General features: G+C 68.8%; 27 protein-coding genes. 8 read left to right on the forward strand and 19 right to left on the reverse strand.

Annotated features, from left to right (window positions below; all coding sequences use genetic code 11):
• Positions 1-75: 75 nt before the first annotated feature.
• The 12 genes from P3102_RS04340 to P3102_RS04395 form a co-directional block, all read right to left on the reverse strand.
• A complete protein-coding gene (locus P3102_RS04340) occupies positions 76-1,440 on the reverse strand; it encodes a dicarboxylate/amino acid:cation symporter (protein ID WP_276366709.1) in 1,365 nt (454 codons plus the stop codon).
• 100 nt (positions 1,441-1,540) lie between these two features.
• Positions 1,541-2,167 carry a nucleoside triphosphate pyrophosphatase gene (locus tag P3102_RS04345; protein ID WP_276366711.1) on the reverse strand — a complete coding sequence of 209 codons (627 nt, stop codon included), beginning with the start codon at positions 2,165-2,167 and terminating at the stop codon, positions 1,541-1,543.
• 189 nt (positions 2,168-2,356) lie between these two features.
• Entirely contained in the window at positions 2,357-3,970 is a 1,614-nt protein-coding gene (locus P3102_RS04350; RefSeq protein WP_276366712.1) for a DHA2 family efflux MFS transporter permease subunit, read from the reverse strand.
• A complete protein-coding gene (locus P3102_RS04355; RefSeq protein ID WP_276366714.1) occupies positions 3,951-4,577 on the reverse strand; it encodes a PadR family transcriptional regulator in 627 nt (208 codons plus the stop codon). Before P3102_RS04355 ends, P3102_RS04350 begins: the two co-directional genes overlap by 20 nt.
• 356 nt (positions 4,578-4,933) lie before the next feature.
• Complete coding sequence (locus tag P3102_RS04360; protein ID WP_020633552.1) at positions 4,934-5,254, reverse strand: hypothetical protein; 321 nt, start codon at positions 5,252-5,254, stop codon at positions 4,934-4,936.
• Complete coding sequence (locus tag P3102_RS04365) at positions 5,251-5,457, reverse strand: DUF397 domain-containing protein (RefSeq protein WP_276366716.1); 207 nt, start codon at positions 5,455-5,457, stop codon at positions 5,251-5,253. Before P3102_RS04365 ends, P3102_RS04360 begins: the two co-directional genes overlap by 4 nt.
• Positions 5,458-5,654: 197 nt before the next feature.
• Positions 5,655-6,488 carry a helix-turn-helix transcriptional regulator gene (locus P3102_RS04370; protein WP_276366718.1) on the reverse strand — a complete coding sequence of 278 codons (834 nt, stop codon included), beginning with the start codon at positions 6,486-6,488 and terminating at the stop codon, positions 5,655-5,657.
• An 85-nt stretch (positions 6,489-6,573) separates the two neighbouring features.
• The gene (locus P3102_RS04375) at positions 6,574-6,795 is read right to left on the reverse strand and encodes an acyl-CoA carboxylase subunit epsilon (RefSeq protein ID WP_276366719.1); all 222 of its coding nucleotides are present in this window, start codon (positions 6,793-6,795) and stop codon (positions 6,574-6,576) included.
• Positions 6,792-8,438: an acyl-CoA carboxylase subunit beta gene (locus P3102_RS04380; protein WP_276366721.1), complete on the reverse strand. Its 1,647-nt coding sequence runs from the start codon at positions 8,436-8,438 to the stop codon at positions 6,792-6,794. The genes P3102_RS04375 and P3102_RS04380 overlap by 4 nt, the downstream gene beginning before the upstream one ends.
• A 157-nt stretch (positions 8,439-8,595) precedes the next feature.
• Entirely contained in the window at positions 8,596-9,258 is a 663-nt protein-coding gene (locus P3102_RS04385) for a response regulator transcription factor (protein WP_276366722.1), read from the reverse strand.
• Entirely contained in the window at positions 9,255-10,406 is a 1,152-nt protein-coding gene (locus P3102_RS04390) for a sensor histidine kinase (RefSeq protein ID WP_276366724.1), read from the reverse strand. Before P3102_RS04390 ends, P3102_RS04385 begins: the two co-directional genes overlap by 4 nt.
• Positions 10,407-10,759: 353 nt before the next feature.
• Positions 10,760-11,539 carry an NAD(P)H-dependent oxidoreductase gene (locus tag P3102_RS04395; protein WP_276366725.1) on the reverse strand — a complete coding sequence of 260 codons (780 nt, stop codon included), beginning with the start codon at positions 11,537-11,539 and terminating at the stop codon, positions 10,760-10,762.
• A 43-nt stretch (positions 11,540-11,582) separates the two neighbouring features.
• On the opposite strand from P3102_RS04395, the gene P3102_RS04400 reads away from it, so the two are divergent.
• The 3 genes from P3102_RS04400 (at position 11,583) to P3102_RS04410 (ending at position 15,483) form a co-directional block, all read left to right on the forward strand.
• Positions 11,583-12,593 carry a helix-turn-helix domain-containing protein gene (locus P3102_RS04400; RefSeq protein WP_276366727.1) on the forward strand — a complete coding sequence of 337 codons (1,011 nt, stop codon included), beginning with the start codon at positions 11,583-11,585 and terminating at the stop codon, positions 12,591-12,593.
• A 50-nt stretch (positions 12,594-12,643) separates the two neighbouring features.
• Positions 12,644-13,372, forward strand: a complete 729-nt coding sequence (locus tag P3102_RS04405) for a lysoplasmalogenase family protein (RefSeq protein ID WP_276366728.1) — start codon at positions 12,644-12,646, stop codon at positions 13,370-13,372.
• 347 nt (positions 13,373-13,719) lie between these two features.
• A complete protein-coding gene (locus P3102_RS04410; RefSeq protein WP_276366730.1) occupies positions 13,720-15,483 on the forward strand; it encodes a prolyl oligopeptidase family serine peptidase in 1,764 nt (587 codons plus the stop codon).
• Here the strand turns inward: P3102_RS04410 and P3102_RS04415 are convergent.
• From P3102_RS04415 to P3102_RS04440, 6 genes are all read right to left on the reverse strand, one after another.
• Positions 15,480-15,914, reverse strand: coding sequence for a VOC family protein (locus P3102_RS04415; RefSeq protein ID WP_276366731.1), 435 nt, complete (start codon positions 15,912-15,914; stop codon positions 15,480-15,482). The genes P3102_RS04410 and P3102_RS04415 overlap by 4 nt on opposite strands.
• 52 nt (positions 15,915-15,966) lie before the next feature.
• Entirely contained in the window at positions 15,967-16,590 is a 624-nt protein-coding gene (locus P3102_RS04420; protein ID WP_276366733.1) for a LysE family transporter, read from the reverse strand.
• A 142-nt stretch (positions 16,591-16,732) separates the two neighbouring features.
• Positions 16,733-17,077 (reverse strand): thioredoxin, encoded by a 345-nt coding sequence (gene trxA, locus P3102_RS04425; RefSeq protein WP_276366734.1) that lies wholly within the window; start codon positions 17,075-17,077, stop codon positions 16,733-16,735.
• Positions 17,078-17,473: a MerR family transcriptional regulator gene (locus P3102_RS04430; RefSeq protein ID WP_276366736.1), complete on the reverse strand. Its 396-nt coding sequence runs from the start codon at positions 17,471-17,473 to the stop codon at positions 17,078-17,080. It abuts the gene before it with no gap.
• A 41-nt stretch (positions 17,474-17,514) separates the two neighbouring features.
• Positions 17,515-17,910 (reverse strand): nitroreductase/quinone reductase family protein, encoded by a 396-nt coding sequence (locus tag P3102_RS04435; protein ID WP_276366737.1) that lies wholly within the window; start codon positions 17,908-17,910, stop codon positions 17,515-17,517.
• Between the two features lie 412 nt (positions 17,911-18,322).
• Positions 18,323-19,444 (reverse strand): C40 family peptidase, encoded by a 1,122-nt coding sequence (locus P3102_RS04440; RefSeq protein WP_276366739.1) that lies wholly within the window; start codon positions 19,442-19,444, stop codon positions 18,323-18,325.
• A gap of 80 nt (positions 19,445-19,524) precedes the next feature.
• Between P3102_RS04440 and P3102_RS04445 the strand changes: the two genes are divergently transcribed.
• From P3102_RS04445 to P3102_RS04465, 5 genes are all read left to right on the forward strand, one after another.
• Positions 19,525-20,349: a biotin--[acetyl-CoA-carboxylase] ligase gene (locus P3102_RS04445; protein ID WP_276366741.1), complete on the forward strand. Its 825-nt coding sequence runs from the start codon at positions 19,525-19,527 to the stop codon at positions 20,347-20,349.
• A 98-nt stretch (positions 20,350-20,447) separates the two neighbouring features.
• Positions 20,448-21,032 carry a PH domain-containing protein gene (locus tag P3102_RS04450; protein WP_276366742.1) on the forward strand — a complete coding sequence of 195 codons (585 nt, stop codon included), beginning with the start codon at positions 20,448-20,450 and terminating at the stop codon, positions 21,030-21,032.
• Positions 21,032-21,964, forward strand: a complete 933-nt coding sequence (locus P3102_RS04455) for a hydroxymethylglutaryl-CoA lyase (RefSeq protein WP_276366744.1) — start codon at positions 21,032-21,034, stop codon at positions 21,962-21,964. Before P3102_RS04450 ends, P3102_RS04455 begins: the two co-directional genes overlap by 1 nt.
• Before the next feature lie 193 nt (positions 21,965-22,157).
• A complete protein-coding gene (locus P3102_RS04460) occupies positions 22,158-22,982 on the forward strand; it encodes a TNT domain-containing protein (RefSeq protein ID WP_276366745.1) in 825 nt (274 codons plus the stop codon).
• Positions 22,979-23,257, forward strand: a complete 279-nt coding sequence (locus P3102_RS04465) for a hypothetical protein (protein ID WP_276366747.1) — start codon at positions 22,979-22,981, stop codon at positions 23,255-23,257. The genes P3102_RS04460 and P3102_RS04465 overlap by 4 nt, the downstream gene beginning before the upstream one ends.
• 24 nt (positions 23,258-23,281) lie before the next feature.
• Here P3102_RS04465 and hisN read toward each other — a convergent pair whose 3' ends face one another.
• Positions 23,282-24,067, reverse strand: coding sequence for a histidinol-phosphatase (hisN, locus tag P3102_RS04470; protein WP_276366748.1), 786 nt, complete (start codon positions 24,065-24,067; stop codon positions 23,282-23,284).
• Between the last annotated feature and the right edge of the window lie 23 nt (positions 24,068-24,090).

Raw genomic sequence — 24,090 nt, forward strand, 5'->3', positions numbered from 1 at the left:
CGGCGGGTCCGAGTACATGAAGGCCCCCTTCCTTGCGCCTGGCGCAAGGAAGGGGGCCTTCATGTACTAAAAACCTCACGCACCTGCAGTAACAGGTTCCTTCGCGGACGTAGTAGCCGCTTCACCGTCGGAAGTGGGCGAAGGATCCGTCCGCGAGTTGAGCACGTCGTCGTCCAGAAGGCCTTCGCTGCGGGCGACGACGACCGGCACGACGATCTGGCCCGCGACGTTGGTGGCGGTCCGCATCATGTCCATGATCGGGTTCACCGAGTAGATCAGCGCGATCCCGAGCGCCACCTGCTGCGCGTCGAGCCCGATGAACGCGGTGGTCAGGGTCAGCGCGGTCAGCCAGCCGGTGGTGCCCGCGGTGGCCAGCGCGCCGAGCACGGCGACCACGACGATGCCGATGTACTGCCAGACGTTCAGCGAAACGCCGGACAGGTTCGCGATGAAGATGGCGCCGATCGCGGGGAACACCGCGGCGCAGCCGTCCATCTTCGTGGCGCTGCCCAGCGGGGTCGCGAAGGCGGCGTACGCGGGCTGGACGCCCAGGTTGACGGCGGACTGCCGGGTCAGGGGCAGCGTCGCACCCGAAGACTGCGAAGCGAACGCGAACTGGATCGCCGTGCTCGCCTTCGAGAAGAATTTCAGCGGGCTGACCTTCGCCACGAACTGCAGCAGGATCGGGTAGACCACGAACAGGACCAGCAGGCAGCCGACGTACACCGCGAGCGTGGTGGACAACAGCGGCCGGAACAGGGCGTCACCGTAGTTCGAGACCGCGGCGCCGATCAGGCCGATGATGCCGAGGGGGGCGAGCCGGACGATCCAGCCGAGGTAGCGCTGGATGATCTCGAAGACACTCGTGGTGAAGTCGACGAACGGCTTGGCCTTGTCGCCGAGGCTGTAGGCCGCCGCGCCGATCAGCACCGCGAGGAACAGCACTTGAAGTGTCTCGCCCTCGGTGAACGCGGTGAGGAAGTTCTTCGGCAGGAAGCCTTCGACGAAGGCGCTCCAGGAACCCCAGTTGTCGACGCTCTTGGTGGCCTTGTCCGCGTTCTTCGCGGTCGCGGCGACGCCTTCGCCGAGGCCGCCGCTGCCCGGGTTGAACAGCTTCGCGACGGCGATACCGATCAGCGACGCGATGAACGAGGTGATCGCGAACCACAGCACGGTCTTGCCGCCCAGCCGCGCGGCCTTCTTGCCGCCACCGAGGTTGCGCAGACTGTTGATGCCGACCACGATCGCCGTGAAGACCAGCGGGATCACCGCGATCTGCAGCAGCGTCGTGAAGATCGTGCCGATCTGGTCGAGCAGGTCGGTCAGCCAGCTCGCCTCGGTCGTCCTGGCGAGCACGCCGAGCAGGGCGCCCACGACGAGCGAGCCGAGGACCGCCACCGCGAAGACCCTTGGCCTTGTGTAGGTCCGAATGAAAGACACGGGGCGACTCCGGTGCGTGAAAGTTTCCTGATTTCCCGAACGTGAAGAACGTTCGGCCAGGCAGAACTCTTCCGGATCACCCGATCGTGTGGGAGTCGTCTCAGGATGCGGGACGGGTCCACAGATCGACGACGCTGACGCCGACCTCGGTCAGCAAGCGCCGTGTCAGCGGGAGGCTGATCCCGATGACGCTCGAGAAGTCGCCGTCGATGCCTTCGATGAACCAGCCGCCGAGGCCGTCCAAGGTGAAGCCGCCCGCCACCTGAAGCGGTTCGCCGGACGCGATGTAGGCCTCGATCTCTTCTTGCGAGGGCGTGCCGAAGCGAACAGTGGTGCCTTCGGTTCCGGAAGCTTCCTTCGTCCTTACGCCGTCCTCGACGCGGATGATCGCGTGGCCGGTGAGGAGTTCACCGGTTTTGCCCGCCATCGACGCCCAGCGCCGGCGCGCGACCTCCGGCGTGTGCGGCTTCCCGACCATTTCGCCGTTGATCGACAGCATCGAATCGCAGCCCACGACGACCATGTCGCCGTGCCCGCCGAGTGCCTCGAAAACCGCTTCGGCCTTGGCGGCGGCGAGCGCGCGGACCAGTTCCTCCGGCGCCGGATCGATCAGGGACGCGGCGACGGCGTCCTCGTCGACGCCGGAGACGACGACGCTCGGGTCGAAGCCGGCGGAACGCAGGACGCCGAGGCGGGCGGGGGACTGGGAAGCGAGGACGAAACGCACGTGAGGAACGTACTCGACGACCTGTCGTTGCCCCCTTGTGACCTGGGACATCCGACCGTGGAGCTGGTTCGAGCCGCGGAGGAACCCATGTCGTCCCGCCTCCACGGCCGAAGACGGACCGTCCGGAGCACCGGTGGGGGCCTCTCTCACCGCAAGTAGGTGACGAATTGCGGGGGGCGGGCAAGGGGGTCAGGCGGCGCTGGCGGCGGTTTCCAGGGCGGGAGGGTGCGGCGCCCGCGGAGCCGGGCGCCGCATGGTGAGGGCGGCGAGCACGCCCAGCACCAGCACCGCGGCCGGAAGCAGCAGCGTCACCCTTGCCGCGTCGGTGAGTCCATTGTGGACGGCGTCGAGCGCGAGCCGTCGAGCCTGCTCGGCGACGCCGGAAGGCAGGCCGGAAAACGCCGTCGGCCCGGACGAACCGAACTCGCCGGTCGATTCCGCGGCCTTCGCGACGCCTTCCGTGAACGGCGCCCGGTACTGCTCCGGCAACGCGCTCGCGGCCGACGCCGCCTCGTCGGCGATCGAAGCACTGATCCGCGCCTGCAGCAGCACGCCGACGGCGGCGCTGCCGAGCACGCCACCGACCTGGCGGGCGGTGTTGAAGATGCCCGACGCGGTGCCGACGAGCCGCGGTTCGACCGAACTCATCGCCAGGTTGCCCATCGGCGCGAAGATGAACCCGATCCCGAAGCCCGCGACCATCAGGGCCGGGGTGAGCGCCCAGGCGTTCCCGCCTGCCCGTGCGGTCAGCGCCGCCAGCGCCAACCCCGCCGCCAGCGCGGTCAGCCCGATGATCAGCAGGACCTTGCCGTTGACCCTGTCCGAAGCGCGGCCGACGAACGGGCCGATCATGCCACCCAGCAGCGACATCGGCGCGAACAGCAGACCGGACATCGTCGGTGACTCACCGAGCACGGCCTGGATGTAGATCACCAGCGGCAGGAACATGCCGGTCATCGCGAAGCCGACGGCGACGGCGGTCAGTGCCCCGGCCGAGAAGTTGCGGTTCGCGAAAACGCCCAGCGGCAGCAAGGGTTCCTTACGGTTGAACCGTTGCCACAGCACGAAAGCGACCAGCAGGGCGAGACCGGTGCCGATGATCTCGAACACGGTGATCGGCCCGAACGCCCGGCCCCAGTCGTACTGCTGTCCATTTTGGACGCCGTAGACGACGCAGAACAAGCCGGCACCGGACAGCAGGATCCCGGGAACGTCGAAGGAACGCGAGTGCTTCGGCTGCCAGTCCGGCACCTTGAGCAGCGCCAGCGCGAACGCGACCACGCCCACCGGCAGATTGACGAAGAAGATCCATTCCCAGCCGAGGTGGTCGACGAGCACGCCACCGAGCAGCGGTCCGACGATGGCCGCGATGCCCGCGACACCGCTCCAGAGTCCCATCGCGGGACCGCGTTTCGCCGGCGGGAACAGATGGCTGATGAACGCCAGGGTCTGCGGCGTCAGCAAAGCGGCCCCGAGTCCCTGCACCGCGCGGGCCGCGATCAGCGTTTCCACCGAACCGGACAGGCCGCACCACAGCGAGGCCAGCGTGAACACCACGAGCCCGGCCAGGTAGACGCGTTTCGGGCCGAAACGGTCGCCGAGGCGGCTGGCGAACAGCATCGGCACCGCGTAGGCGAGCAGATAGACGCTGATCACCCAGACGATGGCGTTCAGCCCGGTGCCGAGTTCGCGCAGCATCGCGGGAATCGCGGTCGAAACGATCGTGGTGTCCAGCAGGATCATGAAGAAACCCAGGCACAGCGCGGAAAGCGCGGCCCAGGGGTTAGCTTGTTTCGCGTTCATCGGTGTCGTCCTCGGTGACCAGAGTCAGCTGTGGCGTGCAGTGCTCCTGGAACCGGATGCGGCCGGATTCCAGGTCCTCGATCAGTTTTCGGGTCCACTCGAGCTCGAAGGCACGCCGCGCGGTGGCGTAGGACCAGTCGAGCCAGTAGATCTCGGGAAGCTTGTGCTCCTCGGCCAGGTTCTCGAGGACGACCTGGTCGGAAGCGATGGCGGCCTGTAGCCGCAGCACCCGGTGCCTGAGCTGGGTGAGGGTCGTTTCCCGGCCGAGTTCGTCGATGGCGGCGAGCGCGCTGAGGTACTCGGGGTACTCCTCGGCGGGCGTGGCCAGCATGTCCTGCGCCCGGTCGACGAACTCGTCGCGGCCGGCCTCCGTCATCGCGTACACGGTGCGCTCGGGGCGTTTCCCGTCTCGCTGTGTCTCGACGACCTCGACGAAACCGTTCTCCGCCAGGCGGTCCACCGCGTGGTAGAGCGAGCCGGCCTTCACTTTGACGCGCGTGCTGACGTAACGCTCCTTCATCAGCTGCGCCATCTCGTACGGATGCATGGGCCGTTCGTGAAGGAGTTCCAGCACCGCCATGGCGAGCGGGGTGAGCTTCGCGGCCAAGATGATCCCCTCGGAAGATTCCGTACTGATTATTCCGAGTGGACTATATGGCAGGCCGGGGTCGAACTCAAGTGGGGGTCCCGCGTTCAGAGGCGAAAATCGCGTGCTTGGAGGCGCGTCTCGCGTGCTTGAGGGCGTGACTCGCGTGCTTGGAGGCGCGTCTCGCGTGCTTGAGGGCGTGACTCGCGTGCTTGGAGGCGCGTCTCGCGTGCTTGAGGGCGTGACTCGCGTGCTTGGAGGCGCGTCTCGCGTGCTTGAGGGCGTGACTCGCGTGCTTGGAGGCGCGTCTCGCGTGCTTGAGGGCGTGACTCGCGTGCTTGGAGGCGCGTCTCGCGTGCTTGAGGGCGTCACTCGCGTCAGTTCAGCGGTCTCGGGCCGATTTCGCGTTCGAGGAAGCGGTGGTACTCGATCGCCGCGATCGAGTTCTCCAGCTGTTCGAACGTCGGCGCGGGCAGCGCGCCGTTGAAGACGATCGTCAGGCTCTTCCGCGGGATGTTGATGACGTACGGGTCGACGTCGAGTTCCTCGCAGTACTCGCGGAGGACGGCCGTCCAGTGGTCCAGGTCCTCGTCCTCACCCAGGTGTTCCCAGCGCGCGACGATCCAGTTGCCGTTGATCAGCTGGCCCGCCATCTCCTGTGGATGGTGGACCATGTACGGCTCGGCGACGTCGTTCATCGGCCAAGGTGATCGAGGAGCGCGGCGAAGGATTCGGACGGCAGCACCAGGATGGGCCGCGTCTGGTCGGGCATCGCCCACTGTTTGGTGTCCCGGATACCGACCAGGCCGGGCGCGGCGCCGACCTCGACGCAGGCGTTCTCCTCCCAGTGCGTGTAGGTCGACTTGTGCCAGCCGGTCATGTTCTCGTGCCAGGTGGTCATCGGAGGCCCTTTCCCCAGTGACTGTTTCGGCAAGTAGACGGGTTGCGCGGCAGCAAGGTTGGCGAGATCGGGTGATCTGTGCCCGCTGGTCGGTGAACGGCGTCGGTGATCGCGTTCGGCGCACGAAAGTGGACCTTCACCGACAGCCGCTTTACTCAAGATGCACTCTGGGAGTGCATAGGGCAAAGGGTCTTAGGTCACCGAAGTGGTCCGACCGCGAGCTGTCGGTAGTCGGCCGCGATCCGCGTCAGATGCGAGCAGGCGATGTCGCCGTAAGTGGCGTAACGCTCGACTTCGGTGAAGTTCTTCTCGTAGTCGGTGACTTCGCGTTCGTCCGTGACGAGCGCGGTGGCCGTCTGCGTGCCGAGGAGCACCGCCCGCGAGTCGTAGATGTCGAAACCGTGGAGTACGGGGACCGACACCGGCGTGGTCCACGGGATGACGCCGAGCCGCACCCTGCCGTGCCGGGACATCTCGATGAGATGGCCGAGCTGGGCCAGCATGGTCGCCGCGCCACCCATGTTCCAGCGCAGGGCGCCTTCGGTGAGCACGAAGTGGAACTGGCGGTCCGAGTCGAGGATCCGCTGGCGCTCCAGCCGGGCCTCGACGGTCTGGTCGCGTTCGTCCGGCGGCAGGGAATCGCCGAACAGCGCGGTGACGTAGTCGCGGGTCTGGAGCAGGCCGAACACGATGGTCGGCTGGAAACTGCGGATGCGGGCGGACGCCGTCTCGATCTTGCCGATGCGCTGCTGCATCCGCCAGGCGCCGCGCTGGAGGACGACGCGGGCGGACGACGCCTCTTCACGGAGGTCCCGCGTGATCGCGACCAGCGCCCGCCGGACCTTCGCGGGTGCGCGGTAGGCCCGGCACAGCGCGACGACCTGGTCCTCGGTCGGCATGAACGCGCCGGTTTCGACACGGGAGACCTTCGATTGGCTGAGACCGGTGAGCCTGGCCGCTTCGGTGCCGGACAACCCGGCGGCTTTGCGCAGACGGCGCAACTCGGCGGAAAGCTGATCCTGGTTCGTCACGCACGGCTTTCTGAGGGCGGATCCGGTCGGCAGGACTGTCACCCTAGTCCGCGGAAACCGGATCCGCGCCGTCCGACGGGCCGCGTCAGCGAGGAAGCGCCGAAGCCCGCCACGCGCCTTCGCCGGGGGCGAGCGGGGCCCGCACGAGCGAAGTCTTGTCCGCCCACCACGAATTCCGTTTCGGCGCCGGTTCCGGCGCTCGCGCACCGGCCGCCACCGCCGCGACGACGGCGGTCAGCGCGGCGAGTTCGGCGTCGTCCGGATTGCCCCGGACGACTTTCAGCAGCGGGGTTTCTGCCGCGCTCACAGCGGGATGTTCCCGTGCTTCTTGGGCGGCAGGCTTTCTCGTTTGCCTTGGAGCAGCGACAGCGCCTTCGCGATGTGGCCGCGGGTGTGCGCGGGCACGATCACCGAGTCGATGTAGCCGCGCTCGGCCGCCGCGTACGGGTTCAGGAGCGTGTCCTCGTACTCCTGGATCAGCTCGGCCCGCAGCGCGTCGACGTCCTTGCCGTCGGCGGCCGCCGCGGCGAGTGTCTTGCGGTGCACGATGTTCGCCGCGCCCTGCGCGCCCATGACCGCCACCTGCGCCGTCGGCCACGCCAGGTTGATGTCCGCGCCGAGGTGCTTCGACCCCATGACGTCGTACGCGCCGCCGTACGCCTTGCGGGTGATGACGGTGACGAGCGGGACGGTCGCTTCGGCGTAGGCGTAGATCAGCTTCGCGCCGCGGCGGATGATGCCGTTCCACTCCTGGTCGGTGCCGGGCAGGAAGCCGGGCACGTCGACGAAGGTCAGCACCGGGATGTTGAACGCGTCGCAGGTGCGCACGAACCGTGCGGCCTTTTCGGACGCGTCGATGTCGAGGCAGCCGGCGAACTGGGTCGGCTGGTTCGCCACGATGCCCACGCTGCGCCCGTTCACCCGGCCGAAGCCGACCAGGATGTTCGGTGCGAACAGCTCGTGCACCTCGAGGAAGTCACCGTCGTCGACGACGCGGTCGATGACCTCGTGCATGTCGTACGGCTGGTTCGGCGAGTCCGGGATGAGCGTGTCGAGTTCGCGATCGGACTCGGTGACGTCGTCGAAGCTGTGCTGATGGGCACTCGCCGGCGCGTCCGTCTCGAACAGGGGCGCTTCGGACAGGTTGTTCGCCGGGAGGAACGAGAGCAGTCCCTTGACGTAGGCGATCGCGTCTTCGTCGTCGGAGCCGAGGTAGTGCGCGTTGCCCGAACGGGTGTTGTGCGTGCGCCCGCCGCCGAGTTCCTCGAAGGAGACCTCTTCGCCGGTCACGGTCTTCACGACGTCGGGGCCGGTGATGAACATGTGGGAGGTCTTGTCGACCATCACCACGAAGTCGGTCAGCGCGGGGGAGTAGACGTGCCCGCCCGCGTTGGCGCCCATGATCAGCGAGATCTGCGGGATGACGCCGGACGCCTTGACGTTGCGATTGAAGATCTCGCCGTACAACCCGAGCGAAACGACGCCTTCCTGGATCCGCGCGCCACCGCCCTCGTTGATGCCGATGATCGGGCGGCCGGTCTTGATCGCCAGGTCCATCACCTTGACGATCTTCTCGCCGTACACCTCGCCGAGCGAACCGCCGAAGACGGTGACGTCCTGGCTGAACACGCACACCGGGCGGCCGTCGACCGTGCCGTAGCCGGTGACGACGCCGTCGCCGTAGGGCCGGTTCTTCTCCTGGCCGAAGTTCACCGAGCGGTGCTTCGCCAGCTCGTCGAGTTCGACGAACGAGCCTTCGTCCAGCAGCAGGTCGATCCGCTCGCGAGCGGTCTTCTTGCCCTTGGCGTGCTGTTTCTCCACCGCCCTCGCGGAACCCGCGTGCACCGCCTCGTCATACCGGCGGTACAGGTCGGCCAGCTTGCCGGCCGTCGTGTGGATGTCCGGTTCGTCCTCGGGCGGCGTCCCGAGCGGCTCCGTCGCACTGCTCATGAAACCGCAGCCTAGCTACTCGACGGTCACTTCGCGTGTGGCGTAGGCAACGTCCTTCACCGGAGTGATACCGGTACCGCCGGTACCGCGTACCCCTGACGCCACACCTGAGACACGGTCGATTCCGAGCCGAGTCGCCACTGTCGCCCGACCCGGCCTACAGCAAGGCGCGTACCAGGCCCGACTCGTAGGCCGCGATGACCAGCTGTGCCCGGTCCCGTGCCGCGAGTTTGTGCAGGAGGTGGCCGATATGCGTCTTCACCGTCGCCAGCCCCAGGTGCAGTGTTGCGGCGATCTCGTCGTTCGACAGGCCGCGCGCGATCAGGCCCAGGACCTCGCGTTCGCGTGCGGTGATGTTGTCGAGCGAGGCCGCGACGCGCCGGCCGGGTTCGGGCAGCCGGGCGAACTCGGCGATGAGCCTTCGCGTGATCGAAGGGGCGAGCAGCCCTTCGCCCGCCGCGACGACCCGGATCGCGTTGAGCAGTTCGGCGGGCGGGGTGTCCTTCAACAGGAATCCGCTGGCGCCCGCGCGCAGGGCCGAATAGACGTAGGCGTCGAGGTCGAAGGTCGTCAGCATCAGCACGTGGACGCCTTCGGTGGCGGACGACGCGCAGATCCGCCGGGTCGCTTCGATCCCGTCCAGTTCCGGCATGCGGACGTCCATCAGCACGACGTCGGGGCGCTCCCGCCCGGCCAGTTCCGCCGCCTCCGCGCCGTCGCTCGCCTCGCCGACGACTTCGAGGTCCGGCGCGCTGTCGACGAGCACGCGGAAACTGCCGCGCAGCAACGCCTGGTCGTCGGCGATCAGTACGCGGATCATCGTGTCCCCACTTCCTTGGCGGCGTACGGCAGCCGGGCGAACACCCGGAATCCCCCGGCGGGCAGCGGGCCCGCTTCGAAGTCACCACCGTAGACGGCGACGCGTTCCCGCATGCCGATCAAGCCGTGCCCGCCGCCGATCGACGGCGAGCCTTCGCCGCGCCCGTCGTCGACGATCTCGACGCTGACCTCGCCGGGGCCTTCGGTGATCGTGACCCGGCAGGCCGACGGTCCCGCGTGCTTCACGACGTTGGTCACCGCCTCCTGGGTGATGCGGTAGACCGAAAGCGCGACCCCTTCGGGGAGGTCGTCCACCGCCTCGCCGGACAGTTCGACGCGGACCCCGGCCTGTCCGGCGCGTTCGGCCAGGGTTCGCAGATCGGCGAGTTTCGGCGCGGGCCCGAGCGCCGCTTCGGGCGTCCCGTCTCCCGAGCGGAGGACACCGAGCATCCGCCTGAGTTCGACGAGGGTTTCGCGGCTGGTGAGCTCGATGACCCGCAACGCTTCGCGGGCTTCTTCGGGCTGTTCCCGCGCGACGTGGTTGCCGACGGCCGCCTTGACCGCGATCAGGCTCATGCTGTGCGCGACGACGTCGTGCATCTCGCGCGCGATGCGCAGCCGTTCGTCGGAAACCGCCTGCTCGGCTTGGGTTTCGGCGAGTTGCGCCAGGTTCGCGCGCCGTTGCCGCGCCATCCAGCCCAGCGCCCAGGACCCCGCCACCCCGCCACCGGCGAAGGCCGTCGACACGATCGTGTTCGGCCCGAGCCGCAGAAGCTCGAAGATCATGACGACCGCCAGGCCGAGACCCATCGCGGTCAGCGAGCGGGCCCGCGGGTGTTCCAGTGCCACGGTGGACAGGGCGCACGCGGTGGCCACGAGCGCGGCCGGGCCCAGTCCGCTGCCGGCGAGCATGGCCGGGATCAGGCTGCCGAGGCCGAGGCCGTAGGCGATCAGGGGCCGGTGGCGCCGCAGCGCGATCGCGATCCCGCTGGCGGCGACCGTCGCCCAGGCGAGCCACATCGGGAGGGGGACGAGGAACGTCCAGGTCCGGGCGGCGAGGTTCCCGCCGACGGCCACGACGAGCACCACCGCGACGAGCGCGTCGATCGTGTACGCCACCCGTTGCGGGAGCGACGACGGCTGTTTCATACGGCGAACTTAGCCGGACGGGTGGCGCGTGCGCGTCCGTCCGGTGGAGGTCATCCCCAGGATGGAGATCCTTCAGCTTCTCGCGCCAACTTCGCGGCGCCGCAGGAATGACATCGCCCTGTCCGGCCGGGACGGTGCACGGCTCCCGCCTGATGTGCCTCGCGAAGAATAGAACCGTGCCGTAGTACTTCGGTCAGCCAAGTCCGCACTCGCGTGATCGAAGCCGTAACTCGCGTGATTGGAGCCGTAACTCGCGTGATCGAAGCCGTAACTCGCGTGATTGGAGCCGTAACACCGAGTTCGCCGCCTGATCACGCGAGTTACGCCTTCAAACACGCGAGTTCCGTCTCCACTCACGCGTGTTCGCCCTTCACGTGGACGTCGAGTCCGTTCCGGCCGGGGGCGAGGTCGTCACCCAGGACCAGCTCGTCGTCGTAGTCGCCGCCGTTCTGGTGACGGAACGGGATCGGGTCGCGAGTGGACAGTGTCCGCAGCCGTTCGCGCAGTACCTCGGCGGCGGCCTCGTACTGCTCGGGGGAAACGCGGTCGGCGCCGCAGATCGTCAGCGGCGGGAGCACGGACATCCCCGCGTACCACAGGGTTCCGTGCTGTACCGGGAACAGCAGCTCGCCGAGTTCACCGTTCACGCCGCGCGGTCCGATCGTGGCCTCCGGCGCGCCCGCGGTGAGCACGACCAAGGCGCGTTTCCCGGCCAGCACCCCTTCGCCATAGCGCGCTGTCCGGCCGTCGGGACGTCGGACACCGTAGGCGAACCCCTTGACGAAAACGCGGTCGAACCAGCCCTTGAGGATGGCGGGCATTCCGTACCACCACAGGGGGAACTGGATGATCACCGCGTCCGCCCACGCCAGTTTCCCGTGCTCGGCGCGGATGTCCTCGCCGAGTTCGCCGGTCTCGAAGGCGTGCTTCGACGTCGAGCCGACGACGAGCCGGTCCGTGGAGGCGGCCCGGCCGAAGTCGTCGGCGTCGACGACGGCCTTCCACTTCATCGCGTACAGGTCGGATTCCCGGACGTCGGCGCCCTGGGCGCGAAGAGCGCGTACGCCTTCGTCGCGCAATGAGCCGCCGAGGGAACGGGGTTCCGGATGGGCGAAGATCCACAACACGTTCATCCGTCCACCGTCGCGCGGTCCGTCGGCCGACGCGAGTGGCCCGATGGCCAATATGTGCAAGAATCGAGCCATGAGCTTTTCCGGGCATCCCGGCCGCCACCGGGTCGCCGTGCTGGTCCGGCACGGAATGCTGGTGATGGAGCTGGGCATCGTCATCCGGCTCTTCGGCACGGCCGAAGCGGCCGACGGCGAGCCGCTCTACGAGGTCGTCACCTGCACGCCGGAACCCGGCCGGATCCGGACCGACGCCGACGTCACCATCTCGGTCCCGCTCGGTCCGGAAGTGCTGGCCGAGGCCGACACCGTGGTCATCCCGGCCTCGTCCACCGAATACGAACCCTCGGGGCACGACCTCACCGCACCGCTCGCGCGGGCGCTGGAGCTGATCCGGCCGGACGCCAGGATCGCGTCGATCTGCACGGGTGCGTTCGTGCTCGCCGCCGCCGGACTGCTCGACGGCCGGAAGGCGACCACGCACTGGCGTTCGGCGCTGGACTTCCAGGCGAAGTTCCCGAAGGTCGACCTCGACCCCGACGTGCTCTACACCGACGACCGGAACGTTCTGACCGCGGCGGGTGTCGCGTCCGGGATCGACCTCTGCCTGCACATGATCCGGTGCGATCACGGCGCCGCGATCGCGAACGAGGTCGCACGCGGCACGGTCGTCTCACCGCATCGCGAGGGTGGGCAGGCGCAGTTCATCCGGCGGCCGGTACCGGAGCCACAGTCCTCGTCGACGGCGGCGGCGCGGGCCTGGGCACTGGAAAACCTCGACCGGCCGCTGACGCTGCGCGAGCTGGCGGCGAAAGAGGCGATGAGCACGAGGACGTTCACCCGGCGGTTCCGTGACGAGGTCGGGATTTCGGCGCTGCAATGGCTGACCCGGCAACGGATCGAACGGGCCCGCCAGCTGCTCGAAGAGACCGACCTGCCGGTGGACAGAGTCGCCGCCGAAGCGGGCTTCGGCACCGCCGCCTCACTGCGCCAGCACCTACAGGCGGCTTTAGGGGTCTCGCCGAGCGCGTATCGGAACACTTTCCGCGAAGCCGTCTAGAAAGTTGACCGCCTGGTAATTTACCCGGAAATAAGTTCCGGAGGTGGTCAGTGACGACAGCGAGGACCCGCGAGTTCGCCGAACGGCTGCTGTTCGCCGCCGCCGCGATCGGCACGGTGTACTCCGCCAGGACGGGGAACAGAAAGCTGCAACTCGCGACCAAACCGGCCGCGGTCCCGGTGCTCGCCGCCAGGGTCGCGCGTGCGCGCGGGCTGGCGCCGGGGGAAAAAGGCATGCTCGTCGCCGCGCTGGTCGCGGCGGGGGCGGGTGACCACTTCATGGGCAGGTCCGACGAGGACGGCCGGCTGATCCGGGGTGCCGCGTCGTTCGGCGTGATGCAAACGCTGTACTCCGCGCTGCTGTGGCGTCGCGGCGCTCGTCCGCGCGCGGCGACCGCGCCGCCCCGGCTGGCGGCATGGGCGGCGGCCACCGTCGCGATGGCCTTGCCGAAGCTGTCTCCGGTGTCTTCGCTGCTTTCGCTCTACGGAGGCCTGCTGAGCACGACGTCGACCCTCGCGGCCGACCCGGTCTTGGCGCCGAAGGCCAAGGTCGCGGGCGGGATGGTGATCCCGTCGGGTGACCGCCGGACCTGGATCGCCGCCGGCGCGCTGCTGTTCTCCGCGTCGGATCTGGCGATCCTGATCCGACGCGACTTCGTCACCGGCGAGCGGGCGCGGGCCCATCTCGAGACCTTCGTCCTGACGTCGTACCTCGCCGCACAATGGCTGCTCGTCGAGGGCATGACCGCGGAAGACTGGAAAGGTCGAGCAGCTACTTGACCAATGCTCGGCAGCACCTCCAGGTATTGGAGGCCGCCGGGCCCCTCCACTCCGAAAAGGCGGACCGGATGCGGACCTGCCGGCTCGATCGTCTTGGTGGCTTTCTGGACTCCGGCGAAGGGAACCGGTCATGACCGCCGAACACGCCACGTTCACCCTCGAGCGCGTCCACCCCGTGCCGCCGGACCGCGTCAACGAGCGGATCGTCCACGCGGGGAAGCTCTCCGGCTGACGTTGATCGAGCAGGGGAACCTACCTCGACGGCCACGAAGAACCGGAGTGGCGGGAACAGGACGCCGGCAACTGGCTCGACGACCTGGGGAAGGCATTGTCGGCAGTATGAACACATGCTGACCGCTGAGTCGATCGTCGACAGTCGTGTCCCGTCGCAACCCGCGCTCTCCCCGGACGGGCGGTGGATCGCCTACCAGGTCGCGACCATCGCGAAGGGAGCCCCCGAGATCTGGCTCGCGGCCGTGGACGGCGGTGAAGAACCGCGGAAGCTCGCCGAGGGATCCGCGCCCCGGTGGTCGCCGGATTCCCTCTACTTCCTGCGAGACGGCCGGATCCACTCGGTGGACGGGCCGCTGTTCGCTTGGCGGAGTGAGATCACCGCCTTCCTGCCGCTGCGCGACCGGATCGTGTTCATCGCCGAAGACGAGACGCCCGCTCCGGCCGTCCGGGTCTGGAGTGAGAGCCTTCGCCCGGCGCGGCTGCGGAGCTTCGACCCTCGAACCGGTGAAATCACGACCCTGCTCGAAGACCACGTGGCCGACGTCGCCCGCCGTCAGGACGACAAGGCGCTCGCCGTGGTGACGTGGCCGACCCCGGAACTCGACCACGGCGGGCTCGAACCCCGGCTCTCCCTGCTGGACCTGGAAACCGGTGAGCAGCGTGAGCTCGGCCGGGCCTTGGTCGAAGCCGCCGGCCCCGTTTGGTGGCGGGACGAGGACGGCTGGCACATCGCGTATCTCGGGAATCCGGAACTGGTGGGTGGCCGGGCGGTCGTCGATGTGGCCGTGGAAACGGGGGTGCACCGGAACCTGACCCCGGAATCGGCCTGCCCGATCCTGCTCACGCAGGTCGATTCCGGTGCTCCCCTGATGCTCGTCGCCGACGGGCTCGACACTGCCCTCCATCGGCTCGGCGACGGCGAAGTGTCGTTCTGGCGCGGGCAAGCCGACGCGCTGGCCTCGAACGGCGAGATCGTGGTCACCGTCCTGAGCACCGCACATCGGCCGAAAGATGTCCATTGTGGACCTTTGGGCGGAGCGTTGACGCGAGTCAGCGACACGGCGCCGGAGTTCACCGGGATTTCGTGGGGCTCGCAGGAACGATTGTCCTACAAGGCGTCCGACGGCCTCGCCTTGGACGGCCTGCTCGTCCTGCCGCCGGGAAAGACCCGTGCCGACGGGCCTTTCTCGCTGGTCACCGTGGTTCACGGCGGACCGTACGACCGGTACGCGGACCGCTTCATGCTCGGCTGGTTCCCGTCGGCGCAGTGGCTGGCCCTGGCAGGGCACGCCGTCTTCCTGCCGAATCCCCGTGGTGGACAAGGCCACGGGCACGAATTCGCCGCTTCCGTCGCGGGACGGGTCGGCCTGGAGGAATGGGGCGATCTCCAGGCCGGGATCGATCTCCTCATCGCCGATGGAACGGCCGATCCGGAGCGGCTCGGGATCGCGGGCGGGAGTCACGGCGGATACATGACGGCCTGGGCCGTCGGGCAGACCCGGCGGTTCAAGGCGGCGCTGATGGTCGCCGGGATCTGTGACTGGGGAATGCTCGCCGCGACCGGTGAACTCGGTCCGCTGGTGGAATCCGCGCATGCCGGGAGTATCGGCTGGGAAGGAACTGGACCGCACCGGCACGATCAGCTCAGCCCGATCTCCTTCGCGTCGAAGATCGAGACCCCCGTGCTGATCGTGCACGGTGCGGAAGACACGAACGTCCCGTTGTCCCAGGCGGAATTCTTCCACCGCGCGCTACGCCACTTCGGCGTCGAACACGACCTCGTCGTCTATCCCGGCGAAGGGCATAAACTCGCCGAACGGGAGCACCAGCTGGACCTGCTCCGCCGGGCTCGCGAGTGGTTCGCGCGGTTGCTTTAACTCCAGTCGGTCTGCGGCTTTCCGGGGATATACGTGCCGAAAGTCCATTCATAGCCTTCGAGATCGTCGACACGGCAACGGTAGTTGCCCCATTCGGTGTTCTCCGGTTTCCAGACCGGCTTCGCGCCGGCTTCGACGGCGGAAGCGAAGACGGCGTCCACGGCCTCTTGTGTCGGAAGGCTCACGTAGAGGCCGTGGCCGACCGTTTCGCCCTTGCGTGCGGGGCGGTCGTAGTTCTCTTCCGCGCTGAAGACGATGATCCCGACTCCGCCGAGCCGCAGTTCCGCGTGCATGATCAGGCCCCTGTCGTCGGGGAACTCCATGACGGTCTCGAAGCCGAAGGCCCGTTCGAGCCAGCGGAGCGCCTTCGGGGCATCGTGGTAGGCGAGATAGGAGTGAAGGGAGGCGAGGCGTTCCTGGGTTTCGGTCATGGGCACAGCCTCGCAACCGATGCGGACAGCCACGGTCCTCGATTCTCGGCGATCACCAGAGGAGGCGGAGGCCGAGCACGGTGATGAGCGCGCTGGACGCCAGCGCGGTCACCAGCCGTCCACGGCGGCCGGTCAACGCCTTGCCGAGTACGGCGCCACCGCCGGCGAGGAACAGTTGCCAACCGGCCGAAGCGGCGAACGCCGCGAGCACGAAAACCACTTGCTCCGCCCCGCTCGCCGCGGCCATCTCCTCGCTGCCGAGCACGAGCGCCGCGAAGTAGACCACCGTCGTCGGGTTCAGCAGCGTGATCCCGAGCAAGCTCACGTATGCCTTCACCGGGCCGATCGCGACCGGCTGGGTCACCTCGGCTTTCGCGGAGGCACGGTGGTTCCGGACCCCGGTGAGTCCGATGTGGACGGCCAGCCCGAGCAGCACGGCCACCGATACCCAGCGCAGCGGTTCGGCGACCGGCTCGATGATCGGGATGAGCCTGCCACCGCCGAGGACCGCTGTCAGGGCGTACAGGCCGTCGGCCGTGGCGACTCCCAAGGCGGCGTACGCGCCGATCTTGAGCCCCGCCCGTGCCGTCAGTACCACGAGATAGGTCGCGACCGCGCCCACCGGGATGGCGATACCGAATCCGGCGAGCAGGCCCGCCACGAGCGCGGCGCTCACGGCAGGACCGGTGCCGGCCTCCGCCAGGACCCGGCCTGCTGCCGCACCCGCACCCGTCGGGCGACGGAGGACGAGGGCAGGAAAGCGCGGGTCGAAGTCATGTGGTGAAGGATGCGAACGCACGGCCTCGCGCGCAACACCATTAACGAGCGCCGGTCCGGTGAAGCTCCAGAACGGCGTCCAGGTCGGCCAGCAATTTGGCCTTCGGCCGGGCACCGACGGTCGTCCACACCGGGCTCCCGGCACGGAAGAGGATCAGCGTCGGCAAGGACATGACCTGGTAATTCCTTGCCGTGAGCGGGTTTTCGTCGGAGTTCAGCTTGCGGACGAGCAGCGCGCCGGCACGTTCCCCGGCGATCTCCGCGAGCACCGGCGCGATCATGTGGCAGGGCGGGCACCACTGCGCCCAGAAGTCCACCAGGACGGGCTTGTCCTGGTCGAGGACGAGTTCTTGGAAGGTTTCGTCGGTGACGACGGAAAGGGACATTCAGGCCTCCTCGGTTCGCGGCACGACGACACACGGTCCCGGCGGCGTTTTCAACGCACCCGCCAGTTTGGTCAGCAGGCTGTCCCGCACGTCGTTGAGCCTGGACAGACAGGCGTCCACCTCGGCGAGTTTGCGTTGGTAGACCTCGATCGAATCGGCGCACGAATCGCCGGTCTCGTGCCCGGCGCGCAGGCACTCGACGAACGGCCTGGTGTCCTCCAGACTGAGCCCGACCGCTTGCAGGGTCAGGATCTCGTGCACCAGGCGGTAGTCGTCCTCGTCGTACTCCCGGTAGCCGTTCGACGCGCGCCGTGCGTCGAGAAGCCCTTGTGACTCATAGAAACGCAGCGCGCGGGTGGTGGTTCCGGTACGCGCGGCGAGCTCGCCGATCCGCATGGCCCGAGGGTAAACCTTGCCCTTGGCGTCAAGGCAAACGTTCAGTCGCCGAGATCGACCCGGATGGTGAGGAGGTTCGTGCCGATCGCCCGCACGGCGGCGCTGTTGAGCCTCGGCAGCGCTTTCAGGCGGGCGCGGGGGTCGTCGTCGGGGACCAGGTGTGCCGTGCCGGGGTGCCACCGGCCCTTGAGCCGGACCCGGACGCGCGGATCGGCCTGGATGTTGCGGACGTACTGCGACTTCTCGCCGAACTCGGAGACGATCCAGAACTCGCGGCCTACCCGGCGGCCACCGATCGGCGTCCGCCGGGGCACGCCGGACCTGCGGCCGGTGGTCTCCAGGACCGGCTGGTTCGGGAGGCGGACGAGGATCGGGTTGCCGACGTGGCGCTGGAACGTCGTGGCCACCCGGTGCTTGATCTCGTGATAGCGGGACATGGCTCCAGGGTGCCCTACGCTCGGCCTATGGTGAACGAGTCCGACGTGGCTCCGGGGGACGGGACCACTGCATCCGGCTTGGGCCGTCACGTATTTCGGCAGGGGTGAGGTCGGGTTTCGTCGGCTGTACCGGTGCGCCTGGAGTACATGAAGGCCTCCTTCCTTGCGCCTGGCGCAAGGAAGGAGGCCTTCATGTACCTACGAGAGAGAGCCACGGCGACGGCATAGCGGGCACTGGTGTCCTGTGTCCCTTGTGGACTGTCGAAGCCAACGCCAGGCCACTTCAGCGATTCGCGCTGCCCCCGGCTTCAGTACGTCAAGTTTGCCGTACCCCTCGATCGAGCTGGCCCCTTCAGCTCCAGCGCGCCATCCGCGACCTATCGCGAAGCCCAGGGACCGGCCGCCTCGTAGGTCAGGCCGCGGGCCGTCCGGCACCGGTGTAGTCGTCACCCTTCGAGTGGTACGTGTGGATCTGGATCGCCTGGCCCTGGGTGGGCGCGTTGATCATCAGGCCGTTCCCGAGGTACAGCCCGACGTGATGGATGCGCGTCGCCGGGTTGCCGTAGAACACGAGGTCGCCGAGTTTCGGTTCTTGACCGCCGGGCACCTGCGGCAACGCCCGGAACTGGCTGTCCGCGGTCCGCGGGAGCGAGACCCCGGCCTCGTCGTAGGACGCCTTGGTCAGTCCGGAGCAGTCGAAGCCCGCCGCGCCGGCTTCCGGCCCGTTGCCGCCCCACACGTACGGGAGACCCAGCTGGCCGAGGGCGAACCGCGCCGCCTTCACGGCGGGGCTGCCGGATCGCGCCGGGTCGAGGGACAGGGTCGCGTACAGCTGCGCGTTGCCCAGGACACGTTGACGGAACAGCTCGGCTTCGTTGCCCTTGCCGCCCTGGTAGCCGGCGATCGCCTTCCACCAGCCGTTGCCGCCACCGAGGTCGGCGCCGGAAGCGCACAGCGCGCGGCCGGCGGCGACCGAGGCGGAGTCGGGGTCGGCGAGCGCGGGTTTCGCGATTCCGGGGATCGACGCGCCGTGCTTCTTCCATTGCTGCGCCGACAGGCCGAGGGGGTTGTCGCCGCCGCGTCCGTGGTTCGAGCTCGCCGCGCCGACCCCGGCCAGGGTCACCCAGGACAGGTGGCAGTTCGGCTGCTCGCCGCGCAGCGCCAGTTCGCCGTTCGCGTAGCCCATGAGCGACTTCGCCGGGATGTCGAGTGGCCCGGCGAGTTTGCCGGCCCACTCTTCGAGCGGCCGGGCGCCCTTCGGCGTTTCCTGGGCCTTCACCGGCGCGCTGACTTCGAGGACCGACGGACCCGCACCGCCGCCGACGGTGGCCGGATCCTGTTTGGCGGCGGGGACCGGAACCGGCTGGTTTCCGCCTGCCGGTGCCGGATCGTTGCCGCCGGCGAGCAGCCAGCCCGCCGTGGCGAGGCCCGCGACCAGCGGGAGTGCGACCAGGCCACGCATCGCCACGCCGTGCGCCCACGATTTCTTCTTGCTGTTCTCGGGCGCGCTCGGGGCGGAATCGGGCTCGGTCACGCCGTCCAGGTTATTGGAGACCACCCCTGCGTAACGAGCGAACGCCTTGCACGTTAGGGGGACTCTCATATTCTGGACGAATGAGTGAGACGGGAGCGCTCGACGCCGAGCGTCTGAGTGCCGCGCTGTCCGGCCGGTATGCCGCGATCCAGGTCGTGGCGAGCACCGGGTCCACCAACGCCGACCTGCGGGAAGCCGCCGCGAAGGGGGCACCGGACCGCACCGTGCTGATCGCCGAGGAGCAGACGGCGGGCGTCGGCCGCCGCGCCCGGCAGTGGTCCTCGCCGAAGGGATCCGGCCTCTACGTCAGTGTGCTGCTGCGGCCGGACGGGGTGCCGTTCAGCACTTTGGGGTCACTTTCCGTGGTCGCGGGTCTCGCGGTCCGGGAGGTCGCCGCGGAAGTGGGCGTCGACGCCGTCCTCAAGTGGCCGAACGACGTCTTGGCCGGTCCGGGGCGGGCGAAGTGCGCGGGGATCCTGGCGGAGGCCGCCGCCGGTGACGAGACCACGGTGGTTCTCGGCATCGGCCTGAACGTGCTGCCGCTCGGCGAGAACGTCCCTGCTGGGCCAGGTGGGCTGCCCGCGACCTCGCTGGCCGAGCAGGGGGCGACGGAGACCGATCGCGCCGAGATCGCCACCCGGCTGCTCGCCGGTTTCGACGAGCTCGAACGCCGTTGGCGGCTCGCCGTCGGGTCGCTGGCCGAGGCCGGTCTGCTCGGGGACTACCGGCGGCATTGCGCCACGCTCGGCCAGGATGTCGAGGTCCAGTTGCCCGACGGCTCGGCGCTGACCGGCCGTGCCGCCGACATCGATCCCGCCGGCCAGCTCCAGGTCGACGTTCCCGGTGGTGAGCGGTACACGGTGTTCGCCGGTGACGTCGTGCACGTCCGGCCCGCCGGGGCCTGATCCCCGCGTCTCGATTTCCGGCGTCTCCTCTTCCGCCGGGACCGTTCGCCGGTACGGTGAGCTCACCAGCGCCGAACATACTTTTGGGAGCGTCCGTCGTGGCCTATCCGGACGATTTGCTCAGCGAAAACGAGCACGTCGTGGTGCACAGTCACCCGCATTTCAAGATGCTGATCTTCCCTTTCCTCGCGCTGATCGTCACGCTCGGCGTGGGCATCTGGCTGGCCGTGATCGCGAAGGACGCGACGGCCCCGTGGGACCTGATCTCGGAGATCGCGATCGCCGCGGTCGGGCTCGGTCTCGTCGTGTGGCTCTTCCTTGCCCCGTTCGTCCGCTGGCGCACGACGCATTTCATCGTGACCACGGATCGGCTGATCGCCCGCGAAGGCGTGCTCAAGCGGACCGGGATCGACATCCCGTTGTCGCGGATCAACAGCGTCCAGTTCGAGCACGGCCTGCTGGACCGGGTGTTCGGCTGCGGCACGCTGGTGATCGAGTCCGCCTCGGACGAACCGCTGAAGTTCGACGACATCCCCAAGGTCGAGCGTGTGCACACGGTGATCTACCGCGAAGTCAACGACAACCCGTACGACGACTTCGCGCCGCCTGCCGCCGGCGCGCCGCAGCAGACCGAACCCTTGCCGCCGCAAGGGCCTCCGCCGCGCGGAAACCGGCGGCGTTGATGGGAACGCGAGAGCTGGGGCTGCCTGATCGCGTCCCGTCGGCCGCCGCGTTGCCGCAACGGGTGACGATCTGGGAGGTCGGCCCGCGTGACGGCCTCCAGAACGAGAAGTCGATCGTCCCGGTCGAGGTCAAACTCGAGTTCCTGGACAAGCTCGCCGCCGCCGGGCTGACCACGCTCGAGGCGACCAGTTTCGTGAGCCCGAAATGGGTGCCGCAGCTGGCCGACGCCGAGCAGCTGCTGGCCGGGCTCGAAAAGCGCGAGGGCGTCCGATACCCGGTGCTCGTCCCGAACGAACGCGGGCTGGACAGGGCGCTGGAGGCCGGGGTTTCGCATATCGCGATCTTCGCCAGCGCCACCGAGACCTTCGCCAAGAAGAACCTCAACTCGACGGTGGACGACCAGTTCGCGATGTTCGAGCCGGTCGTCACCCGCGCGCGGGCCGAAGGTCTCGACGTCCGCGGCTACGTGTCGATGTGCTTCGGCGACCCGTGGGAGGGTGCCGTCCCGGCCGCGCAGGTCGCCGGAGTGGGTAAGCGGCTGCTGGACCTCGGCTGCTCGCAGCTCTCCCTCGGGGACACCATCGGCGTCGCCACCGCCGGCCAGGTCGAGGCACTGATCGGGCAGTTCGCCGACGTCGCCGCGCTGGCCGTCCATTTCCACGACACCTATGGTCAGGCGCTCGCGAACACGCTGGCGGCCCTGCGTTGCGGCGTGTCCACTGTGGACTCCTCGGCCGGCGGCCTCGGCGGCTGCCCGTACGCCGAATCCGCCACCGGGAACCTCGCCACCGAAGATCTGGTGTGGCTGCTCGACGGTCTCGGCGTCGAAACCGGGGTGGACCTCGACGCGCTGGTGGCGACGAGCAAGTGGATGGCCGGGAAGCTGGGCAGGCCCAGCCCGTCCCGGGTGGTCAACGCGCTCGCCGGGTGAGGTTCGCCGGATTCGCGGATCGGTGAGCCCGTGCGCGAACGCGGGTTCCGCCCTCGTCGAACGCCGCCCCGCGCGCCTCGCCGCGCTTTCGGGTATCCGCCGACGGGCACGCCGGTCGGCGCTAAGGTCGTAACGCGTCCTGTCCGCTGCCTCCCCCGTCACCGGTGGGGTCCGATTCCTTGGGGGAGGTGCGGTGACCGATCCGAGCGAGGCCGGAACGTGCCCGATCCGGCTGCCCGTCCAGTACGACGACACCCCGACACCCCCGCACGGGGCGCGCGCTCCGTACGCGCCTTCGCCGTGGCCGCCCGCGGTGGCGCCCTTGCGGGTGCCGTTCCCGCCCCGGCCCGTCGCTCCGCCGCCCATGGGGGCGTTGCGGACCGAACGGGAGAGTGTGCTCGCGCTGTTCCTCGTGCACATGTTCCCGATCGGGCATCTGCCGATCGCGATGGGGAAACCCGCGCGCCAGTTGCCGCTCCCCGACGGCGGTTCCGGCCCGCAGGATCACCCCGAAGCGGGCGTGCTGGACGATTCGGCCGCGTTGTCGCATGTCAGCAGTGGCTTCCGGCGATCCTCGACGACGCGGGCCGTCGCACCCCCGCCGGCGTTGAGGAGGGGACACGATCCGTGGGGCGGCATGTCCGAAGAGGACTGGACGGCGCGCTTCGTCGGTGAGAACGGCTGTCTGTGGCCTCCCGCCGAACTCTTTCCCGAGGGCGGTATCGACCCGGCGACACCGACGATGCTCGAAGCAGGCACCCTTGTCGATCGCTTCGGGGATCAGCACGGCCGGGTGTTCGCCGAGGACGGGACCCTGTTCCCGATGCGCTCGCTGCCGCCAGAGCAGATCTGCGCGTACCGGCGTTATCACGTCGTCCGGCCGCTGCCGGTCTGGCGATCGGTGACCGCCGAATGGTTCGGCCAGCCGGGCGGCGGGGTGCGCTTCCGCACGGTGCTGGGCGCCGATGAACTCGTCACGCTGGGCTTTCTGGCGGACGTCACGGGGGAGGTTCGGTGAACACGGGGACGATCCTGCGCTGGCTGGCCGCGCTGGGGGTGCCTGCCGAGGTGGTCTCGGTCGGCGCGGAGACGGACAACGCCTGGTGTCTCATGCGGACCGAGGAAGACGACGGCGCCGAGCCCGCCTGGGAGGTCTTCTGGCGTGAGCAGGGCAACCGGTACGACTGGGCCCGGTTCACCAGCGAACAGGTCGCCTGCCACTACCTCTTCGGGCGCCTCGCCTGGGCTCAGGTCGCGCGTGGCGCCGTCGGCCTTCTTCCCGGCGCGCAGTGACCCGGCGGGCGTGCCGTCGCAGGTTCAGCGCTGCAGGATCGCCAAGACCTCGTCGTGGAGCAGGCCGTTCGTCGAGAGCGCGGAGCCGTTGTCGTAGCGCGCTTCGCCGTCGAGGTCACTGAACCGGCCACCGGCTTCGGTGACCAGCACCTGGGCGGCAGCGACGTCCCACGGGTTCACGACGCATTCCGCGGTGACGTCGAGCGCTCCTTCGGCGACCAGGCAGTGGTGCCAGAAATCGCCGAAAGCACGGCTTTCCCAGCACGCGTCGACGAGGTCGAGGTATTTCTCCCGTGAGTGGTACTCCACCCACGAATTCACGTCCGTCGTGGACAGATACGCGTCTCCGAGCGACGCGACCTTCGACACCGAGATGCGGCGTACGCCGGCGGAGTCGCTCATCCAGGCGCCATCGCCCGCGGCGGCCCACCAGCGGCGGCCGAGCAGCGGCGCGCTGATCATCCCCACCACGGGGTCGCCGTCTTCGACCAGCGCGATCAGCGTCGCCCAGACCGGGACACCACGGAGGAAGTTCTTGGTCCCGTCGATCGGGTCGAGCACCCAGGCGCGGCCGGTCGCCGCGGTGCCCCCGCGTTCCTCGCCGAGTACGGCGTCGTCCGGCCGGTCCGTGGCGAGGATCGCGCGGATGGCGTCTTCGACGGCGGTGTCGGCGTCGGTCACCGGCGTCCGGTCGGGTTTGCGCTCCACGGCCAGGTCGAGCGCGCGGAACCGGGTGGTGGTGATCGCGTCGGCGGCGTCGGCCAGCCGGGTGGCGAGTTCCAGATCATTCTCGTAGCCAGGCACGGTCACGATGTTTTCACGCCCCGCGGTCG

Origin of the sequence: Amycolatopsis sp. QT-25 (assembly GCF_029369745.1) — a bacterium.
Taxonomy (GTDB): domain Bacteria; phylum Actinomycetota; class Actinomycetes; order Mycobacteriales; family Pseudonocardiaceae; genus Amycolatopsis.

Bases quoted from the DNA above. Each gene is read 5' to 3' on its own strand.
- P3102_RS04350 (WP_276366712.1), bottom strand. From the start codon at position 3,970: ATGAACGCGAAACAAGCTAACCCCTGGGCCGCGCTTTCCGCGCTGTGC.
- P3102_RS04360 (WP_020633552.1), bottom strand. From the start codon at position 5,254: ATGAACGACGTCGCCGAGCCGTACATGGTCCACCATCCACAGGAGATG.
- P3102_RS04365 (WP_276366716.1), bottom strand. From the start codon at position 5,457: ATGACCACCTGGCACGAGAACATGACCGGCTGGCACAAGTCGACCTAC.
- P3102_RS04380 (WP_276366721.1), bottom strand. From the start codon at position 8,438: ATGAGCAGTGCGACGGAGCCGCTCGGGACGCCGCCCGAGGACGAACCG.
- P3102_RS04385 (WP_276366722.1), bottom strand. From the start codon at position 9,258: ATGATCCGCGTACTGATCGCCGACGACCAGGCGTTGCTGCGCGGCAGT.
- P3102_RS04390 (WP_276366724.1), bottom strand. From the start codon at position 10,406: ATGAAACAGCCGTCGTCGCTCCCGCAACGGGTGGCGTACACGATCGAC.
- P3102_RS04395 (WP_276366725.1), bottom strand. From the start codon at position 11,539: ATGAACGTGTTGTGGATCTTCGCCCATCCGGAACCCCGTTCCCTCGGC.
- P3102_RS04400 (WP_276366727.1), top strand. From the start codon at position 11,583: ATGGCCAATATGTGCAAGAATCGAGCCATGAGCTTTTCCGGGCATCCC.
- P3102_RS04410 (WP_276366730.1), top strand. From the start codon at position 13,720: ATGCTGACCGCTGAGTCGATCGTCGACAGTCGTGTCCCGTCGCAACCC.
- P3102_RS04415 (WP_276366731.1), bottom strand. From the start codon at position 15,914: ATGACCGAAACCCAGGAACGCCTCGCCTCCCTTCACTCCTATCTCGCC.
- trxA (WP_276366734.1), bottom strand. From the start codon at position 17,077: ATGTCCCTTTCCGTCGTCACCGACGAAACCTTCCAAGAACTCGTCCTC.
- P3102_RS04430 (WP_276366736.1), bottom strand. From the start codon at position 17,473: ATGCGGATCGGCGAGCTCGCCGCGCGTACCGGAACCACCACCCGCGCG.
- P3102_RS04435 (WP_276366737.1), bottom strand. From the start codon at position 17,910: ATGTCCCGCTATCACGAGATCAAGCACCGGGTGGCCACGACGTTCCAG.
- P3102_RS04445 (WP_276366741.1), top strand. From the start codon at position 19,525: ATGAGTGAGACGGGAGCGCTCGACGCCGAGCGTCTGAGTGCCGCGCTG.
- P3102_RS04455 (WP_276366744.1), top strand. From the start codon at position 21,032: ATGGGAACGCGAGAGCTGGGGCTGCCTGATCGCGTCCCGTCGGCCGCC.